Here is a 19,100-nt window from a genome sequence, read left to right on the forward strand (position 1 = left end):
GCGACGTCCGGCGTACGGCACTGTCCGTGGCCCGCTACCTGCTCCGCTCCCAGCACCGTGCGACGCCGTTCGGCCTCTTTGCCGGAGTGACCACTGCGGAGTTCGGCTCGCAGACGCGCGCGTGCTGGGGTGCGGAACACGTGGCTGTCGGCCAAGCGAGCGCAGAGTGGTTGGCCGCTGTCGTCGAGCGGATGGAGTCCTGCCCAGACCTCCTCGAATGGCTGCCCTTGGTCGTCAACAACACCGTGACCAGCCGCAGCGACCGGCTCATCGTGCCGTTTCAATCCGACGCCCAGGACGATCGGACTCGCGCGGTTGAGGCGTCGCTGGCCTTGACCGAGCCCGTGCGCGCGGTCCTCGCCGCGACGCGGGCGCCGATCCCGGTCGCGGCCCTCGCGGACAAGCTCCAGGCGGAGTTCCCCGAGGCCGGGCCGGAGAAGGTGCGCCGGCTGCTGGTGGAGCTGATCCAGCGGCGTGTGCTGATCACGAGTTTGCACGCACCCAGCACCGAGACCGACGCCCTCGGGTATCTGCTCGATCAGCTCGACGCGATCGACGCCGACACCCTCCTTCCGGTCGCGGAGATGGCGCGCGAGCTACGGGCGATCCGGACCGGTCTGAACGAGTGCACTTCGCGGGGCGGGCGGGACAGCGTCGCAGCGCGGATGAGGGCCCTTGTGCCGGGCCTGCGCCGCCACCCTGTCGCGCTCGACCTGCGCCTGGACGCGCAGCTCGTACTGCCGGACGCGGTCGCCCGCGAGATCGAGCGCGCCGCCCTGATCCTGACCCGAGTCAGCGCCCGCCCGTACGGCACCGCGGCGTGGGGCGCATACCACCAGCGGTTCTACGAGCGCTACGGCATCGGCACGATGGTGCCGCTCCAGGAAGTCGTCGCAGACAGTGGCACCGGCTACCCCGACGGCTACCCGGGCACCCCGTCCGGCGCCCGTCGACCTCGCCTCTCCGCTCGGGATGATGCCCTCGTACGGCTGGCGCAGGCCGCCGCGCTCGATGGCCGCGAGGAGGTGGTCCTCACCGACGAGCTGATCGACGCCCTGGACGTAGGGCCCGACGAACCCCGGGTGCCGCCTCACCTGGAGGTGGGGGTGCGAGTCCATGCGGCCAGCGTGGGCGAGCTGCAGCGCGGGCGGTTCCGGCTGGAGGTCGTAAGCGTCTCTCGCGGCGCCGGCGTGTCCACAGGCCGATTCCTCAGCGTCCTGACCTCCGCAGGCCGTGAGCCCCTGACCGCCGAGCTGGCTGACCTTCCGACCGCCGACAGCAACACCGTGCCCGTGCAGCTCTCCTTCCCACCGCTCCTGCCCGAGAGTGCCCACGTCACTCGGGCCCCGCAAGTCTTGCCCACCCTGATCGGCCTCCAGGAACACCGAGCGCCCGCCGACGATGTCCTCACACCTGCGGACCTGGCGGTGGGGTGCGACGGCCGCCGCATGTACCTGGCCGCCCCCGAGCGCGGCCAGCGCATCGAGGCCGTCGGGATGCACGCGCTGAACCTCCACACGCATACTCCGCCGCTGGTGCGATTCCTCACCGAGTTGTCCCGCGCTCAATGCGCGCAGGTCACCGTGTTCGACTGGGGTGCCGCAGCGGCGATGCCGTTCCTGCCGCGCCTGCGGTACGGGCGCACGGTGCTTGCCCCGGCCCGCTGGCGGCTGGAGGCGACCGAGCTGCCAGGCCGCTCACACCGTCGGGCCGAATGGGACACCACCCTCACCGACTGGCGGGCCCGGCGGCGGCTACCGCGGTGGGTCTACCTCGTGGAGGACGACCGGCGTCTCTTCCTTGACCTCGACGAGGCCGGCCACCGGACGCTGCTGCGCCACTACCTCGACCGAGTGCGCGTCGCCGTGCTCGTCGAGGCGGCGGAACCGGGGGCGCTCGGTTGGTGCGACGGCCGCGCCCACGAGGTAGTGGTGCCGCTCAAGGCGACCCGGCCCCCGGCGTGGCCGACTCTGCCCGCCCCCACCCCGGCTCGCGCCCTCTCCACGGCCCAGATGCAGGTCCCGGCCGCCTCGTCGGTGCTGCTGGCGACCCTGTACGGAGACGCTCGCCGCCAGGACACCCTGCTTGCCCGCCACTTGCCCGATCTCCTTGAACGGCTCGGTGGACCGCCGTGGTGGTTCATCCGCTTCCGCGACCCCGAGCAGCACTTGCGCCTGCGCATCGCGCTCCATACTCCGGAGGCATTCGCCGAGACGGCCCGAACAGTGAGCACCTGGGCCGACGAGCTGCGCGGCGCCGGTCTGCTGGCGGACTTGCGGTACCCCACCTCCTACCGTGAGATGGGCCGCTGGGGATCCGGCACCGCATGGGACGCGGCCGAGAAAGTGTTCCGGGCGGACTCGCGGGCCATCCTGGCCCAGCTTTCCCAGCCACGGCGCCCGCACCATCGCACGCTGGTGGCCGCACACACCGTCTCCATCGCCTCCGCGTTCCTCGGCAGCACGCAAGCCGGGATGCGCTGGCTGATCGACCGCATCCCGCCCACAGCCCCCGCATCTTTACCGCGCCCGCAGTTCACCGACGCCGTACGCCTCGCCGACCCTGGCAACGATTGGGCGGCGCTGCGCGGCGCACCCGGAGGAGCGGCGATCGTTTCGGCGTGGGCCGATCGCGAAGCGGCGCTCGCCGCCTACCGGCGGCACCTGCCAGGGCCCCACACGCAGGGCATCGCCCTCGACGACGTCCTGACCTCGCTGATGCACGTCCACTTCGTACGGCACATTGCGGTGAACTTCCCTGAAGAAGAGGTCTGCCTCTACCTCGCTCGCGCCGCCGCCCTGGCTTGGACCGCCCGCACCACTGGGAGGACACCGTGACCGCACAGGCCGCGCTGGACCTGGCTGAGGCCGTCGCCGAGCAACTCGCCGACCCCCACACGGCGTACCTTGGGCCAGCGGTCTCTCATCGGCAGCACCTTGCCTATGGCTTGCCCGGCATCGCGCTCCTGCACATCGAGCGGGCCGCGGCTGGCCTGGGGCCGTGGCAGCGCGCCCACGACTGGCTCGCCGCCGCCTCCCGCGAACCGCTGACCAGCGGCCCCGACAGCCACCCCTTCTACGGGGCGCCCGCCTTCGCGCACGCTGTTGCCTGCGCTGCCGATCACCTGCCCGGCGCCTACCAGCGGGCCCTTGACACTCTCGACCGACAAATGGCTGACGACGTGAGCCGCCGCACTGACGCCGCACACCGCCGCATCGACGCCGGACTCCTCCCAGCGCTCGCGGAGTTCGACACCATTCGCGGCCTGAGCGGTTACGGCTCCTACCTCCTGCGCCGCCGCAACCCTGGCAGCGCCGCCCTGCGTGCCGTACTCGACTACTGCGTACGCCTCACCGAACCGATCACACACGACGGCGAGAACCTGCCCGGTTGGTGGACGGACACAGGGCCCTCGGGCCGCCCGGACGACCGCTTTCGAGGAGGACACGCCAACAACGGCATGGCGCACGGTATCGGCGGCGTACTTGCGCTGTTGGCGCTCGCCGCCAAGCAGGGCACCTTCGTCGACGGCCACGATGATGCACTGGGCCGAATCCTGGTGTGGCTGGACCGATGGCGAGAGGACACCGGCCGAGGCCCGGCGTGGCCGTACTGGGTCACCCGGGACGAGCTGCGCACTGGCCGCCTCACCCCGTCCGCACCGCGGCGTCCGTCATGGTGCTACGGCACGGCCGGCCTCGCCCGCGCCCAGCAACTCGCCGCGCTCGCCCTCGGCGGCACCCGCCGAAAGGTCGACGCCGAGAACGCGCTCGTGGCCGCCCTCACCAACCCGGCCCAGCTCAAGGCCACGACGGACAGCGCCCTATGCCACGGCTTCGCCGGCCTCGCCCACGTCGCCGCCCGCGCGGCCGACGACGCCCACCCCTCAACCGCCGGACAGCTCCGCGCCACGATCCCGGCACTCCTGGCCGCAGCCCACCCGCCGGGCACCGACCCCGAACACGCCGCCACGACGCTCATGCGCGGCCCCGGTCTCCTCGACGGCGCAGCCGGCATCGCCCTGGCCCTCCTCGCGCCCAGCACCTCTGCACCACCCCGATCCGCCTGGGACACATGCCTGCTCATCGCCTGACTCCACCGACCGAAGGACCCCCGCATGCCCGCAGACCGCTGGCAGCAACACAACATCACCTTCGCTGATCGCGAGAGCGCCCAGCACGCCATCACCGAACGCATCGCCTCTGCCCTCCTCACGGCAGAAAACGAGGGGCAGCTCACCGGCTGGTGGTTCATGAACAAGCAGCCCTGGCCGCTGCGGTACCGCGCTGATGAGCCCTCACCCGTCGTCGAAGCGCTGCTGAGCAACCTCGTCCAGGACGGCACGGCAGTGTCCTGGCTGCCCTACATCTACGAACCTGAGACCGATGCCTTCGGCGGGACCGAGGCCATGGATGTCGCTCACGAGCTGTTCCACCAGGACAGCCGCCACCTGCTCACCTACCAACCTGGCCCGGAGAACCTCGGGCGCCGGGAAACCGCCGTGCTGCTGGCGAGCGCGATGATGCGGGCGGCCGGCCTGGACTGGTTCGAGCAGGGCGACGTATGGGCGAAGGTCGCCGCACTCCGGCCGACGACTGGCCATCTGCCCTCTGAGCGGACCGCCGGAGTGGCACGAGCGATGCGAAAGCTGATGACCGTAGACGCCCACGGCCTGTATCGCCCGAGCGGCCCGCTTGCCGGGCATGACGGGTGGGTGGCCGCCTTCGAACGGGCGGGTGCCGCGCTGGCTTCCCTCGCCCATCGTGGTGCCCTCACTCGCGGTCTGCGAGTCGCCATTGCCCACCACGTGATCTTCCACTCCAACCGTGCCGCTCTCCTCCGAGGTGATCAGAGCGCACTGTCCAACATCGCACGAGAGGTAGTAATGGGAACGAGTGACAACCCCGCGTCGCCCGACGAGGCAACGGCTGACACCGATAGCGTCAGCGCGGTGAACGACACGATCGCCACCCCGACGGCGGACGCCGACCGCCTCCGCAACGCCCTGGTCGACCAGCTCCACGCGGACGGACACGCCCGCACGCCCGCCGTCGAGAATGCGCTGCGAACTGTGCCCCGCCACGTGTTCGTGCCCGATGCGTCGCTCGAAGACGCCTACGCCAACCAACCGGTGCACATCAAGTACGACGGCGACGGCACATCGATCTCCTGCGCCTCCCAGCCGGGCGTCGTGGCCCTCATGCTCGACCAGCTCGAGGCTCAGCCCGGCGAGCGCATCCTCGAACTCGGCGCCGGAACCGGCTACAACGCCGCTCTGCTCGCCCACCTGGTCCGCGAGAGCGGACACGTGACCACGCTCGACGTCGACGACGACCTCGTAGAGGGCGCCCGCGCGCACCTCGCCGCCGCCGGGATCACCAACGTCAAGGCGGTGATCCGCGACGGAGCCCTCGGTTACGCCGAAGGAGCGCCGTACGACCGGATCATCGCCACCGTCGGTGCGCACGGCGTGCCGCACGCCTGGTTGCAGCAGCTCGCCCCCGGCGGCCGGCTCCTCGTCCCCCAGCGCCTCAAGGGCACAGTGTCCCGCTCCATCGCCTACGAGCAGCGCGACGGCCGATGGGTGTCCCTCGGCAGCGAGATGAACACCTTCATGCCGCTCCGTCGGGGCATCGCCGACGACGACCGCCGCGTCATCCCGCTCAGCACGGACGGCACCGTACGACTGCAAGCCCCAGCCGGGCAGAACATCGACGCCGACGCCCTTGCCGGCGTCCTGGACCAGCCGCGCACCGAGGAGTGGACCGGCATGATGGTCCGCGCCATGGAGTCGCCCGAGTGGATGGAACTGTTCGTCACCTGCTCCCTCCCCTCCGGCCTGATCCGGATGCTTTTCCCTCAGAGCGCCAAGGGCACTCTGCTCGCCGAAGACCCCTACCCCTCGTCGACCGCGGTCGTCGACAAGGGTGCCGTCACCTACCTGGCGCGGCGCTTGTCGGAGGACAAGACGCCTGAGGGCGGCAAGCTCTGGGAGTTCGGTGTCATCGGGCACGGTCCCGGCAGCGACGAGCTGGCCGCGAAGGTCGCCGACGCCGTACGCACCTGGGACCGGGAGTACCGCGGCCGTGAGGCCACGTTCGAAATCCAGCCCCTCGACGCCCCCGCCATTGAGCAGCGCCCCGGCCTCTTCGCTCTCGACACGCCGCTGAACCGCATCGTCGTCGGCTGGAAGTGACCCCACACATGTAGAGACGGTGCCCGCAGGCGCACGGCTGGCGGGCACCGTCGTCTCCGTAGTTCGCACTCACGCCGGGGGAACTCATGGACCCACACGGACCCATAGCCCAGCGCTTCCCGCTCGTCGCCCGATTCCGGCCCCCCTGTCTGCCCCTGCCCCAACGCGTGGGCGGCCTCGTCGAACTTGCCGACACGGCGGTGAAGAAGAACGACCAGGGGCTCGCATCGGCCGTCTACAACCAGGCCGCGCTCATCGCCTCCGATCTCGGCCTCCCCGACCTTGCACGCGAGATGTGCCACCAGCACGCCGACGCCTACCTCCACGCCTGCCCCCTGCCTGGCATGAGCGCAATCCGGGGCTTGGAACCGGTCGTCAACCTCGCTCGCCTCCAGATCCGCGCCGGCCGCGCGGATGAGGGACGTCAGCGACTACTCGACCTGTACGGGGCGATCGAGTCGGGCAGAGCCGCCCAGTTCGAGGGCGTCGCCGTACCGGCGGGCCTCACTGCGACCGACGAAGACCGCCACGAGGTCCGCGCATGGCTGTGGCGCGTGCTCCTCGCCGATGGCACACGCACCCTCACCACCACGGGACGATGGGCCGAGGCCCTGACACACATCGAAGCCCACCACGGTGTGGGCAAGCGGATGCTCGACGGGCGCCAAGTCGCCGTACTTGCCGCCCTCGTTGCGGGTGACAAGGAATGGGCCGCTGTCCTCCTCGCCGACACGATGCCCGGCGATCCGTGGGAGCAAGCCGTCACGGCCTGCCTGACCGTTCTGTGCCGCCGCGACGCCGGGCAGCCGGTCGACGGCCACCTGGCGGACCTGGTGACGACCTACTTCGAGCGGAAGACTGGACCTGGGGTGACGGTCTTCGACATTCGGCTCGGACTTACTGTCCTTGACGCGATTGGTTCCGCCGATTCGCCTGCCGCACGCCGCGTCGTCGAGGATCTCCACCGCTGGACGACGGACGCCGAAGACGGCTACGCGGCCCGTGAGAACCTGGCGCACCCTCTGTTCACGTCGATCGCCACGGACCGGCAAACGCAGGACTGCCGCGCCTTGGTGCGTGCCTGCGCCCTCGGCGCAGGGACCATCCCGGACGAGCTGCAAGGAGGACTGGCATCGGCTTTGCGCGCCAGCGACCGCGTGATCCGGGCGAGTCTCGTGCGGCCATTCGATACCGGACGTATGCCCTCTGAGGAGAGAGCCTGACAGTGATACGGGAGTCAGGAGGCTTCGCGCCTCTTCCTGTCGCGCTCCCTCCCCGCGAGCGCGGTGCGAGGTGCCCCCAGGGGCCCCGGAAGACGGCATGCACGCCCTCCGGCACGCCTACGCCTCCGTGCTGCTAGACGCGGGGGAGAGCATCAAGGCGCTCTCCGAGTACCTCGGCCACTCGGACCCGGGCTTCACGCTCCGGACGTACACGCACCTTCTGCCGTCCAGCGAGACCCGCAACCGCAAAGCGACCGACGACGCCTTCACCGAAGCCGAAGCGGGGGAGGGCGAAACGGAAGGCAACGGCGGCCCGCCCGCCACCGAGGGCACATCAGCACCCCCAGCAAAACCAATGTGCCCTCAATGTGCTTGGCCGACTGACGGCCCTTCCCCGGCAAGCAAAAGGGCGAGGCCCGAAGACCCCGCCCGCCCTTCACGAAACGCCAGCTCAGGGCCACACCAGGCAATACGCCTGATGCCCCGCCTCATGCAGCCGGTGCGAGAAGTCCTGCCACTCGTGCAGCAGTTGGTACACGTTGAACGCGTCCCGGGGCCCGCCCCGGTCCGGGACCGTGGACCAGATGAACGCCGCCGCGCCCACGGCCTCCTCGCCGATGCCCCGAAGGGGGTCGACGACCGTCATCGGGAGTTTGACGACCGCGTAGTCGGGGTGCAGGACGACCAGTTCCAGCGGCGGCACCTTGTGCAGGGGAACGCCCTCGATGCCCGTCAGGACCATCGCCGCCATGGTCTCCGGCTTTATCTTCGTGAACATGCCGTTCATACCGAGCTCGTCGCCGCCGAGCTCCTCCGGACGCATCGAGATCGGGACGCGAGCCGCCGTCGCGCCGTCCGGCGCGCCGAAGTACTTGTACGTCACCCCCACCCGACCACCATTCCTGCTCCCGGACGGAAGATCGTCCACCAGACGTTCAGGACGTTCAGTACGTCCGTCGAGCCGCTCCGGTTCACTCGACGGGCCCTGCGTCCGACGTTCCTGCGTGTCCTCCGCCTCGCGCCGGTGCCTTCCCCGCCGGGCACGTCGAGGACCCAGGTCATCAGTCCCCTCGCCCAGTCCGCCACCGCGATGCATATCTCCACCCGACTGCTTTTTCTAGGACGCGTCGCCCCCGCCGCGCAACCCGATCATCGTGTCAGTGACCTCCCCCACGGCCGCCCGCCGAAACGTGCGCTGAACCATCTGACCGCAGGATCTTCGCAGCCTCCGACCACCGTGGGCCGTTTGAGCTGTGTGTATCAGGTCCAGTCTCGCAGACGCCCGGGAAACGCGGACGTGATCCCGGACCAGCGGACGTGATCCCGGACCAGCGGACGTGATCCCGGACCAGCGGACGTGATCCCGGACCAGCGGACGTGATCCCGCGACCAGCGGACGTGATCCCGCACCAGTCGCCATGGCCGTCCCGTTCGTCATCTCCCCTGTCCTACCCTGAACAGGTCCCTCGTCCCCCGGAGCCCGACAACGTCGGAGAAGGTCGGAGAAGTCGCAGGTCATGAGCGAACTGACATATCCGTACGAAGCACCGGCCTCGCAGGCTCTGTTCGACCGCGCGGAGGCCGTCACACCCGGTGGCGTGAACTCGCCGGTGCGGGCCTTCCGCGCCGTCGGCGGCACACCGCGGTTCATGGTGTCCGGTACCGGGCCGTATCTGACGGACGCCGACGGGCGGGAGTACGTCGACCTCGTGTGTTCCTGGGGGCCCATGATCCTCGGGCACTCGCACCCCGAGGTCATCGCCGCCGTGCAGGACGCCGTCGCCCGCGGCACGTCCTTCGGCACGCCCGGCGAGGGTGAGGTCGCGCTCGCCGAGGAGATGGTCTCCCGCGTCGCGCCGCTGGAGCAGGTGCGGCTGGTGTCCAGCGGCACCGAGGCGACCATGTCGGCCATCCGGCTCGCGCGCGGGTTCACGCAGCGCACCAAGGTGATCAAGTTCGCCGGGTGCTACCACGGGCACGTCGACTCGCTGCTCGCCGCCGCCGGCAGCGGTGTCGCGACCTTCGCGCTGCCCGACACCCCGGGTGTCACCGGCGCCCAGGCCGGTGACACCGTCGTCCTGCCCTACAACGACCTCGACGCCGTGCGGGCCGCCTTCGCCGCCCACCCGGGCGAGATCGCCTGTGTGATCACCGAGGCCTCTCCGGGCAACATGGGCGTCGTGCCGCCCGCGGACGGCTTCAACCAGGGCCTCAAGGACCTCTGCGCCGAGAACGGCGCCCTCTACATCTCCGACGAGGTCATGACCGGCTTCCGCACCAGCCGCGCCGGCTGGTTCGGCGTCGACGGTGTCGTCCCCGACCTCATGACCTTCGGCAAGGTCATGGGCGGCGGCTTCCCGGCCGCGGCCTTCGGCGGGCGCGCCGACGTGATGGCGCACCTCGCTCCGGCCGGGCCCGTCTACCAGGCGGGCACCCTCTCCGGGAACCCCGTCGCCACCGCCGCAGGGCTCGCCCAGCTGCGGCTGCTGGACGACGCCGCCTACGAGAAGGTCGACGCCGTCTCGAAGCAGATCCAGGGGCTCGTCACCGACGCCCTGACCAAGGAGGGCGTCGCGCACACCCTGCAGAACGCCTCCAACATGTTCTCGGTGTTCTTCACCGACCGTCCCGTGCGGAACTACGAGGACGCCAAGGCGCAGGAGTCGTTCCGCTTCACCGCCTTCTTCCACTCCCTGCTCGCGGACGGCGTCTACCTGCCGCCGTCGTCCTTCGAGTCGTGGTTCGTGTCCACCGCGCACGACGAGCGGGCCGTGCAGCGGATCGCCGACGCCCTCCCGGCGGCGGCCCGAGCGGCCGCGGAGGCCACGGCATGAGCGACCTGAGCAACAAGGACAGCAGCGCCGGCGCCGAGGACGACATCACCGTCGTCCACGTCATGCGGCACGGCGAGGTGGCCAACCCGGACGGCATCCTCTACGGGCGGCTGCCCGGCTACCACCTCTCCGAGCTGGGCCGGCGCATGGCGGACCGGGTCGCCGAGCACCTGGCGTCCCGCGACGTGACCTACGTCGTCGCCTCCCCGCTGGAGCGGGCCCAGGAGACGGCGGAGCCGATCGCCAAGGCGCACGGGCTGGACCTCGCCACCGACGCGCGGCTGATCGAGGCCGGCAACATCTTCCAGGGGAAGACGTTCGGTGTCGGGGATGGGGCGCTGCGCAATCCCGGCAACTGGAAGCACCTGGTCAACCCGTTCCGGCCGTCCTGGGGCGAGCCGTACGTCGACCAGGTGGTCCGGATGACGAGCGCGCTGAGCGCGGCGAAGGACCGGGCCCGGGGGCACGAGGCGGTCGTGGTCAGCCACCAGCTGCCGATCTGGATCGTCCGGTCGTACGTCGAGCGGCGGCGGCTGTGGCACGACCCGCGCAAGCGGCAGTGCACGCTCGCGTCGCTGACGACGTTCACGTACCAGGGCGACCGGATCGTCTCCGTCGGCTACACCGAGCCGGCCCGCGACCTGGTCCCGGCGCATCTCCTCGCCGGTGCCAAGCCGGTGAAGGGGCAGGCCAAGGCGTTCGGCGCGTGAGCCGCCCACGAGGCGCCTGAGCCGCCCACAAGGCGCGTAAGCAGCACACACGCCCCGTAAGCCCTTTCTGTTCGCTTCTGATCCCTTCGTTACGGAATCTGCAAGTTTCGAAGGAACCTCCCCGTTCTTCACGTCCTCTGACTGGGTGACCACCAGAGAACGTGACGAACGGGGATGCCATGCGCCCTTACTCCCGCAGGGGAATGCTCGGACTCGGCGCGGGGGCCGCGGCCGCCGTCTCACTCGCCGGCTGCGGCGGCCTCACCGGGTCGGATGACTCCAGTCACGCCGATGGTTCCGGGGACTCCCCGAAGGGCGGCTCCAAGCCCAAGCCTGCCGCCCGGCCCATCGGCGACGGCTCCACCGCCTACACCGGCAAGCAGCCCCACCAGCCCGCGAAGCCCGAGCCGCTGGAGCCGGGTCAGACCCCGCCGCAGTTCGTCGTGTTCTCCTGGGACGGCGCCGGCGAGGTCGGCAACGGTCTCTTCCCGCGCTTCCTGGACCTGGCCAAGGAGCACGGCGCGAGCATGACCTTCTTCCTGTCCGGGCTGTACCTGCTGCCCGAGTCGAAGAAGCGCCTCTACGACCCGCCGAACAACCCGCGCGGTGCCTCCGACATCGGCTACCTCACCGACGATCACGTCAAGGCGACCCTGAAGAACGTCCGCCGGGCGTGGCTGGAGGGCCATGAGATAGGCACCCACTTCAACGGGCACTTCTGCGGCGAGACCCACGGCTCGGTCAAGAACTGGACGCCCCAGCAGTGGCGCAGCGAGATCGACCAGGCGAAGTCCTTCGTGAAGGAGTGGCGCACCAACTCCGGCTGGACCGACCTGCCGTCGCTGCCGTTCGACTACGACAAGGAACTCGTCGGCGGCCGTACGCCCTGTCTGCTCGGCCAGGACAACCTGCTGCCCACCGCCCGCGAGCTCGGCTGGCGCTACGACGCCTCCTCGCCCGGCGGCCGCCAGGTGTGGCCCGTGAAGCGGCAGGGCATCTGGGATCTCCCGCTCCAGCAGATACCTTTTCCCGGCCGTAGCTTCGAGGTCCTCTCGATGGACTACAACATGCTGGCCAACCAGTCCCTGAACAGCACGAAGGCCCCGGCGCACAACTACCCGGGCTGGCGGGAGCAGTCGGCCCAGGCGTACATCCAGGGGTTCGAGCGGGCATATGAGACAAACCGGGCACCTCTCTTCATAGGCAACCACTTCGAACAGTGGAACGGCGGCATCTACATGGACGCCGTGGAAGAGGCCTTCAAGCACATCGCGCGCGAGAAGGAGCAGGGCGCGGATGTGCGCCTCGTCTCCTTCCGGCAGTTCACCGACTGGCTGGACGTGCAGAAGCCCGAGGTGCTCGAAAAGCTCCGCACCCTCGAGGTCGGGCAGCAACCCGCGGGCGGTTGGGAGGGGTTCGTCGAGAAGACCCCCCAGGGGGCCGGGACACCCTCGGGGGACGCCGCCTGAAATGCGGTTTTCCGCCCGCAAGGGGGGCGGGCGAGAGCCCCAGAACGGGCATGCGAAACTTTTCACATGAGTGCCGCCAGCCGCGCCCCCCTGCGCTCGAACCGCACCCGCCGCGTCCGCCGTAACGCCGCGCTGACCGCCGGTCTCGCCGCGACCGCGCTGCTCGTCTCCGCGTGCGGCTCCGGCGGCACCTCCGGCGGGGGCGGCAACACCAACTTCGTCACCGGCGGCGACGGCACCGCCACGGTCGCCAAGGGGGAGCGCACCCCCGCCCCCGACCTGTCCGGCAAGACCATCGCCGGCAAGACGCTCGACGTCGCCGACTACAAGGGCAAGGTCGTCGTCCTCAACGTGTGGGGCTCCTGGTGCAACCCCTGCCGTGCCGAGGCCAAGTACTTCGCGAAGGTCTCCAAGGAGTACGCCGGCAAGGGCGTGCAGTTCGTCGGGATCAACACCCGGGACACCTCCACCGGCGCCGCGCTCGCCTTCGAGAAGGACTGGGGCATCACCTACCCCAGCCTCTACGACCCGACCGGCAAGCTGCTGCTGCGCTTCAAGAAGGGCACCCTCAACCCGCAGGCGATCCCCTCCACCCTCGTCCTCGACCGGGACGGGAAGGTCGCGGCACGCTCGCTGTCCGCGCTCAGCGAGGAACGCCTGCTGAAGATGCTCAAGCCGGTCGTCGCGGAGAAGTGACGTGACGGACGTCACCCTTCTCGCCGCGGCGACCGATCCCAACCAGACCGTGCTCAACGGCGCCCTGCTGGCGGCGCTGCCCCTCGCGCTGCTGGGCGGCCTGGTCTCCTTCTTCTCGCCGTGCGTGCTGCCGCTGGTCCCCGGCTACCTCTCCTACGTGACCGGCGTCACCGGCACCGATCTCGCCGACGCCCGGCGCGGCCGGATGGTCGCGGGCGCCTCGCTGTTCGTCGTGGGCTTCACCGTCGTGTTCGTGTCCGGCGGGGCCCTGTTCGGCTACTTCGGGGCGACGCTCCAGCAGGAACAGGGTGTCCTGTCCAAGGTGCTGGGCGCACTCATGATCCTCATGGGCGTGTTCTTCATGGGACTGATGCCCTGGATGAGCCAGCGGGAGTTCCGCTTCCACCGCAGGCCCGTGACGGGACTGGTCGGCGCACCCCTGCTCGGCGCGCTCTTCGGCATCGGCTGGACCCCCTGCATCGGCCCCACCCTCGCCTCCGTGCTCGCCCTGTCCTCGCAGCAGTCCAGCGCGGGCCGCGGTGCCATACTGACCGTCGCGTACTGCCTGGGCCTCGGTGTGCCATTCGTGCTCGCCGCGGTCGCCCTGCGCAAGGCGCTCGGCGCCTTCGGCTGGGTCAAGCGTCACTACGTCTGGGTGATGCGGCTCGGCGGCACCATGATGATCATCACCGGTCTGCTTCTGCTGACGGGCGTCTGGAACACCCTCGTGCAGCACATGCAGTCCTGGTCCGCCGGATTCACTGTGGGGATCTGATCCATGAGCAAGACCACCGCCTCCGACCCGGCCCCGTCCGCCGCGGAGAACCAGGACCTGGGTGAGGCAGGCGCCCAGCTGTCCACCGCCCCCACGGAAGACCCGCCCAACCTGCCCTCCCTCGGCGTCATCGGCTGGGCCCGCTGGTTCTGGCGGCAGCTGACCTCCATGCGGGTCGCGCTGCTGCTCCTGCTGCTGCTCTCCCTCGGCGCGATCCCCGGCTCCCTCATCCCGCAGTCCGGCCAGGACGAGACGAAGGTCGCCGACTTCCGCAAGAACAACCCCACCCTCGGCGACGTCTACGACAAGCTCGGGCTGTTCCACGTCTACAGCTCGGTGTGGTTCTCCGCGATCTACATCCTGCTGTTCGTCTCCCTCATCGGCTGCATCGTGCCCCGCACCTGGCAGTTCGTGGGCCAGCTGCGCGGCCTCCCGCCGGGCGCGCCCAAGCGGCTGACCCGGCTGCCCGCCCACACCACCTGGCGCACCACGGCCGAGCCGGAGCAGGTCCACACGGCCGCCCTGGCCCTGCTGAAGAAGCGCCGCTTCCGCGCCCACCTCACCGGCGGCTCCGTCGCCGCCGAGAAGGGCTACCTGCGCGAACTGGGCAACCTCCTCTTCCACGTCGCCCTGATCGTGATGCTGGTCGCCTTCGCCTGGGGCCAGCTGTACAAGTCCGAGGGCAACAAGCTGGTCGTGGAGGGCGACGGCTTCTCCAACACCCTCACCCAGTACGACGACTTCAAGTCCGGCAACCTCTTCACCGCCGACGACCTGGTGCCCTTCAGCTTCAACCTGAAGAAGTTCACCGGCACCTACGAGCGCACCGGCCCCAACAAGGGCACCCCGCGCACCTACCAGGCGGCCCTCGACTACAGCACGGGCCCCTACGGCAAGGACCGGAAGGCCACCGTCAAGGTCAACCACCCGCTGGAGATCGGCGACTCCAAGGTCTACCTGGTCAGCCACGGCTACGCCCCCGTCATCACGGTCCGCGACGGCAAGGGCAAGGTCATCTACGACAGCGCGGTCCCGCTGCTGCCGCTCGACGCCAACGTCACCTCCTCCGGCGCCGTGAAGGTCCTCGACGGCTACCGCGACCCGCAGGGCAAGAAGGAACAGCTCGGCTTCAACGCGTTCCTCGTGCCCACCTTCGGCGGCGCCGCCAGCGGCACGATGCTGTCGCAGTTCCCCGCGCTGGACTCTCCGGTGCTCGCGCTGTCCGCCTACCACGGCGACCTGGGGGCCGACTCCGGCATCCCGCAGAGCGTGTACCAGATGGACAAGACCAACATGAAGGAGTTCAAGGACTCCAAGGGCAAGCTGTTCAAGAAGCTGCTGCGGCCCGGCGAGACCATGAAGCTCCCGAACGGCGCCGGTTCGGTCACCTTCGGCAAGGACATCAAGGAGTGGGCCGGCTTCCAGGTCGTCCAGGCGCCCGGCAGCGGCTGGGCCCTCGGCGGGTCCATCGCCGCCATCGGCGGCCTCGCCGCCTCACTGTTCATCCAGCGCCGTCGCGTCTGGGTGCGCGCGGTCAAGGGCGCCGACGGCGTCACCGTCGTCGAGATGGCCGGCCTCGGCCGCAGCGAGTCCGCCAAGGTCCCCGAGGAGCTGGGGGACCTCGCCGGGATCCTCTACGACGAGACGCCCGCCGCGCCCGGGCCCGACGACCCCGCAGATTCCCCCGACCCCGACCAGGAGCCGGGTACCGACACCTCTGTACCTGCCGAAGGGGCTGAGAAGCAGTGACTCTCGCCGCCGCAACCGATCTTGCCGCCGCCACCAACGAGAACCTCGCGAACATCAGCAACACGCTGATCTACTCGGCCATGGCCGTCTACACCCTGGCCTTCTTCGCGTACATCGCCGAATGGCTCTTCGGTAGCCGCAGCAAGGTCGCCAAGACCGCCGCCGCGCTCACCGCCGAACCGGCGGCGGCGAAGAAGGGGCCCGCCGTCACCGTCAACCAGGCCGGCGGCACCGCCGTCCTGGAGCGGCCGAAGGTCACCGTGCGGGCCGCGTCCGGCCGGCGGGACGTGCCGGACGGTCCGGGGGCGCACGGCGGTGACGAGCAGGGCGACCTCTACGGCCGGATCGCCGTCTCCCTCACCGTGCTCGGCTTCCTGATCGAGCTGGGCGGCGTGGTCGCCCGCGCGGCCTCGGTGGAGCGGGCGCCGTGGGGCAACATGTACGAGTTCAACATCACGTTCTCCACGGTCGCCGTCGGCACGTACCTCGCGCTGCTGGCGCTCCGCAAGAACGTCCGCTGGCTCGGCCTGTTCCTCATCACCACGGTCCTGCTGGACCTCGGACTCGCGGTCACCGTCCTCTACACCGCCAGCGACCAGCTGGTCCCCGCCCTGCACTCGTACTGGCTGTACATCCACGTCTCGACGGCGATCCTGTGCGGCGCGGTCTTCTACGTCGGCGCGGTCTCCACGATCCTGTACCTCTTCAAGGACTCCCACGAGACGAAGCTCGCGGGCGGCGGCACCCCCGGCACCTTCGCGACCTCGGTCCTGGAGCGGCTGCCCTCCGCGGCCTCCCTCGACAAGTTCGCCTACCGCGTCAACGCCGCCGTGTTCCCGCTGTGGACGTTCACGATCATCGCGGGCGCCATCTGGGCCGGTGACGCCTGGGGCCGCTACTGGGGCTGGGACCCCAAGGAGACCTGGGCCTTCATCACCTGGGTCGCCTACGCCGGCTACCTGCACGCCCGCGCCACCGCCGGCTGGAAGGGCCGCAAGGCCGCCTACCTGGCCCTGATCGCCTTCGGCTGCTGGCTGTTCAACTACTACGGCGTGAACATCTTCGTCTCCGGCAAGCACTCGTACGCGGGCGTGTAAGCCCCGTACGCCGAAGGCCGGTTCGAGCGACCTGAGTCACTCGAACCGGCCTTCGGCGTTCCCGGCCGGGCCCGCTAGACCTGCCCGACCGTGCCCGTCACGATGTCCCGCAGCCGCTCGACGTACAGCCGCAGGTTCTTCTGCGCGATGTCCGTGTCCGGGTAGCGGCCCGCGAACCACAGGCCCTCGTGGAGGCGGGTGATCCAGGCGCAGACCTGGTCGCCGTAGGAGACCCTGAGCAGGCCGTACGCCTTCTGGTCCGTCCACGCCTCGGAGCCGGGGATGCCACGGGTGTCGACGAACGAGACGATCGAGTACAGGTCGGGGGAGGTGGGGCGGAAGTCCGCCCCGAGGAGGTGCAGCACGCGGGCGAGCGGGATGCGGGCCAGCCGGCGGTTGGCCTGGAGAGCGGCGCGCACGGTGCGCAGCGCGCTCGGGAAGTCGGAGGCCTCCGACATGGGGACCTCGATCGGGGCGCCGCCCACGTACCAGCCGACCGACTGCGACCACTGGGACTTCACCCGGGTGTGGAACGGCACGACCGTGCGGTAGACGGGCTCTCCGCCGATCTCGTGGACGATCAGGGCGGTGGCCGCGAGGACACCGACCAGGCTCCCGCCGTACGGGCGGCAGTACGCCTCGAACGCGGCGGCGGCGTCCGCGTCCGCCATCATCTCCCGCATGAACTTCTGCGTGGGCAGCCCGCCCTCGGGGTCCAGGCCCAGGTCGACGGGGAAGCTCGGCAGCCGTCCGTCGCAGCGCTGGATGAACTCCCGCCAGCGGGCGACGATGTCGTGGTCCGCGTCGATACGGTCGGCGTCCGCCCGCTCGGCCTCGCAGAAGTCGACGTAACTGCTCACCGGCTCCGGCCCGACCGCGCTGCCCGCGAGCCCGGCCCGGTACAGCTCGTGGATCTCGGCGGGGATGCGGTGGATGGAGTAGGCGTCGACGTTGCTGTGGTCGAAGGCCATGTACACGCTGGTGCAGTCGTCCCGGACGACCGCCGTGTAGATGAGGTTGGGCCAGCGCAGGGCGTCCGCCGTGGTGTCGAAGCGGTCCTGGAGGTGCTGGGCCAGGGCCGCCGCGTCGGTGAAGTCGCCGACCTCCTCGCGGTGCAGGGACACCGAGGAGGCGTCGAGCGTGAAGCGGCGGATCGAGTCGCCGGGCCCGCCCGCCCAGCGGAAGCCGCTGCGCAGTGTCTCGTGCCGCAGGGTCCAGCCGCGCAGCGCCTCACCCAGCGCGTCCAGATCCGCCCGCCCCGGGATGTCGAACGCCGCGCCCAGCCAGGTCGGCACGAACAGGCCGTCCTCGCGCACGGACCGCGCCGTGCGGATGTGCGACTCCTGGATGTACGCCGGAGGTCTGGAGTCCTCGGGCAAGGCCTTCGCCGTCGCGACGGTCGCGGGGCTGAGCGTCCATTCGACGAGTCGCCCAGGTCGCACCTCGCAGCGCTGGATGTCGGTCATTCGCACAGGGCGTCTCCGTTCGCAGGTGGGATAGACCCGACCAAAGGAATGGCGAACCCGCCACCGACGACACCGGGTGTCGCCGGTTTTCAACGATTCGGATGGCATCTCGAACGGCGATACGAACCCTGACCGGTGCGCTCAGTTGACGCCGATGTCCACGTTCCCGGCTTCGGTGAGCCGGTCGAGGTAGGAGTGGAGGGCGCCCGCGCCCTCGATCATCACCCTGGTACGAGCCGTCAGAGCCTGCCCGCGCGCCGCGATGGCCGCGCGCAGGGCGTCGCTGCTGCCCTCCTTCCGCAGCCCGTCCAGCACCGGCCTGATCTGCTCGAACAGGTAGTGACTGCGGCGCAGGGTCCGCACGAGCCGCGCGTCGCGCACATCGGCGGGCTCGTAGACCCGGTACCCCGTGCCGCGCTCGCGCCGAGGCGCCAGCAGCCCGGCCCCCTCCCACACCCGCAGCGCCGACGTCCGTACGCCGAGCAGCGCCGCCACCTCGCCGATGCGCAGCCCGCCGGAACGGGGCAGCGGCGCGGGCGGCTCGACCGCCAGCAGCTCCAGGGCCTCGCTCGCCGCCCGCAGCGACACCCGCTCCTCGTGCAGGGCGGCATGCGCGGCGTCGACCAGCGCGAGCGCGCCCGGGACGTCCCCGGCGTGCAGGGCCTGCATGACCGGCGCCGCCGTGACCGGCCCGTACCCCTTCAGCAGCGTCCGGTACGCCAGCAGCGCACGGCGGTGCAGGTCGGTGAAGGCGCGGTAGCCGGACGCGGTCCGGGCGGCCGGCGGGAGCACCCCGGCGTCCTCGTAGTTGCGGATCTGCTGTGTCGAGACCCCGGCCAGCCGGGCCAGGTCGACGGGGCGGAGACGGCGTTCGTCGGTCATCGA

14 protein-coding genes and 1 pseudogene are annotated in these 19,100 nt (G+C 70.4%); 12 read left to right on the forward strand and 3 right to left on the reverse strand.

The features are described from left to right. The 5 genes and pseudogenes from SSQG_RS22490 to SSQG_RS43715 all read left to right on the forward strand — a co-directional run. A partial coding sequence (locus tag SSQG_RS22490) for a lantibiotic dehydratase (protein ID WP_244299226.1) occupies positions 1 to 2,837 on the forward strand: 2,837 nt, incomplete at its 5' end. Beyond that, complete coding sequence (locus tag SSQG_RS22495) at positions 2,834 to 4,093, forward strand: lanthionine synthetase C family protein (protein ID WP_003992138.1); 1,260 nt, start codon at positions 2,834 to 2,836, stop codon at positions 4,091 to 4,093. The genes SSQG_RS22490 and SSQG_RS22495, both read left to right, overlap by 4 nt. A gap of 24 nt (positions 4,094 to 4,117) precedes the next feature. Continuing rightward, entirely contained in the window at positions 4,118 to 6,196 is a 2,079-nt protein-coding gene (fxlM, locus tag SSQG_RS22500) for a methyltransferase, FxLD system (RefSeq protein ID WP_003992139.1), read from the forward strand. 86 nt (positions 6,197 to 6,282) lie between these two features. Beyond that, a complete protein-coding gene (locus tag SSQG_RS22505; protein WP_003992140.1) occupies positions 6,283 to 7,419 on the forward strand; it encodes a hypothetical protein in 1,137 nt (378 codons plus the stop codon). A 44-nt stretch (positions 7,420 to 7,463) separates the two neighbouring features. After that, positions 7,464 to 7,792: pseudogene (locus tag SSQG_RS43715) on the forward strand (tyrosine-type recombinase/integrase); the annotation flags it as partial. Between the two features lie 78 nt (positions 7,793 to 7,870). Here SSQG_RS43715 and SSQG_RS22510 read toward each other — a convergent pair. Then, positions 7,871 to 8,308 carry a hypothetical protein gene (locus tag SSQG_RS22510; protein ID WP_003992141.1) on the reverse strand — a complete coding sequence of 146 codons (438 nt, stop codon included), beginning with the start codon at positions 8,306 to 8,308 and terminating at the stop codon, positions 7,871 to 7,873. Positions 8,309 to 8,936: 628 nt separating this feature from the next. On the opposite strand from SSQG_RS22510, the gene hemL reads away from it, so the two are divergent. From hemL to ccsB, 7 genes are all read left to right on the forward strand, one after another. Beyond that, positions 8,937 to 10,253, forward strand: a complete 1,317-nt coding sequence (gene hemL, locus SSQG_RS22520) for a glutamate-1-semialdehyde 2,1-aminomutase (protein ID WP_003992144.1) — start codon at positions 8,937 to 8,939, stop codon at positions 10,251 to 10,253. Further along, positions 10,250 to 10,963 (forward strand): histidine phosphatase family protein, encoded by a 714-nt coding sequence (locus SSQG_RS22525; RefSeq protein ID WP_039933413.1) that lies wholly within the window; start codon positions 10,250 to 10,252, stop codon positions 10,961 to 10,963. Before hemL ends, SSQG_RS22525 begins: the two co-directional genes overlap by 4 nt. Positions 10,964 to 11,142: 179 nt before the next feature. After that, positions 11,143 to 12,432, forward strand: a complete 1,290-nt coding sequence (locus SSQG_RS22530) for a polysaccharide deacetylase family protein (RefSeq protein ID WP_039933414.1) — start codon at positions 11,143 to 11,145, stop codon at positions 12,430 to 12,432. A gap of 66 nt (positions 12,433 to 12,498) precedes the next feature. After that, positions 12,499 to 13,128 carry a TlpA family protein disulfide reductase gene (locus SSQG_RS22535; protein WP_003992147.1) on the forward strand — a complete coding sequence of 210 codons (630 nt, stop codon included), beginning with the start codon at positions 12,499 to 12,501 and terminating at the stop codon, positions 13,126 to 13,128. 1 nt (position 13,129) lies between these two features. Next, positions 13,130 to 13,903 (forward strand): cytochrome c biogenesis CcdA family protein, encoded by a 774-nt coding sequence (locus SSQG_RS22540; RefSeq protein ID WP_003992148.1) that lies wholly within the window; start codon positions 13,130 to 13,132, stop codon positions 13,901 to 13,903. Between the two features lie 3 nt (positions 13,904 to 13,906). Continuing rightward, positions 13,907 to 15,652, forward strand: coding sequence for a cytochrome c biogenesis protein ResB (gene resB, locus SSQG_RS22545; protein WP_003992149.1), 1,746 nt, complete (start codon positions 13,907 to 13,909; stop codon positions 15,650 to 15,652). Further along, complete coding sequence (gene ccsB / locus SSQG_RS22550; protein WP_003992150.1) at positions 15,649 to 16,749, forward strand: c-type cytochrome biogenesis protein CcsB; 1,101 nt, start codon at positions 15,649 to 15,651, stop codon at positions 16,747 to 16,749. The genes resB and ccsB overlap by 4 nt, the downstream gene beginning before the upstream one ends. Positions 16,750 to 16,823: 74 nt before the next feature. On the opposite strand, the gene SSQG_RS22555 is transcribed toward ccsB, so the two are convergent. Both SSQG_RS22555 and SSQG_RS22560 read right to left on the reverse strand, forming a co-directional pair. Beyond that, positions 16,824 to 18,221 (reverse strand): condensation domain-containing protein, encoded by a 1,398-nt coding sequence (locus SSQG_RS22555; RefSeq protein ID WP_003992151.1) that lies wholly within the window; start codon positions 18,219 to 18,221, stop codon positions 16,824 to 16,826. A 135-nt stretch (positions 18,222 to 18,356) separates the two neighbouring features. Next, positions 18,357 to 19,097 carry a MerR family transcriptional regulator gene (locus SSQG_RS22560; protein WP_003992152.1) on the reverse strand — a complete coding sequence of 247 codons (741 nt, stop codon included), beginning with the start codon at positions 19,095 to 19,097 and terminating at the stop codon, positions 18,357 to 18,359. Positions 19,098 to 19,100: the final 3 nt, after the last annotated feature.

The sequence above is a fragment of the Streptomyces viridochromogenes DSM 40736 genome (assembly GCF_000158955.1).
GTDB lineage: Bacteria > Actinomycetota > Actinomycetes > Streptomycetales > Streptomycetaceae > Streptomyces > Streptomyces venetus.

Coding starts and splice junctions, on each gene's coding strand:
- SSQG_RS22505 (WP_003992140.1), top strand. CDS start 6,283: ATGGACCCACACGGACCCATAGCCCAGCGCTTCCCGCTCGTCGCCCGA.
- hemL (WP_003992144.1), top strand. CDS start 8,937: ATGAGCGAACTGACATATCCGTACGAAGCACCGGCCTCGCAGGCTCTG.
- SSQG_RS22535 (WP_003992147.1), top strand. CDS start 12,499: ATGAGTGCCGCCAGCCGCGCCCCCCTGCGCTCGAACCGCACCCGCCGC.
- SSQG_RS22560 (WP_003992152.1), bottom strand. CDS start 19,097: ATGACCGACGAACGCCGTCTCCGCCCCGTCGACCTGGCCCGGCTGGCC.
- resB (WP_003992149.1), top strand. CDS start 13,907: ATGAGCAAGACCACCGCCTCCGACCCGGCCCCGTCCGCCGCGGAGAAC.
- SSQG_RS22530 (WP_039933414.1), top strand. CDS start 11,143: ATGCGCCCTTACTCCCGCAGGGGAATGCTCGGACTCGGCGCGGGGGCC.
- SSQG_RS22525 (WP_039933413.1), top strand. CDS start 10,250: ATGAGCGACCTGAGCAACAAGGACAGCAGCGCCGGCGCCGAGGACGAC.
- fxlM (WP_003992139.1), top strand. CDS start 4,118: ATGCCCGCAGACCGCTGGCAGCAACACAACATCACCTTCGCTGATCGC.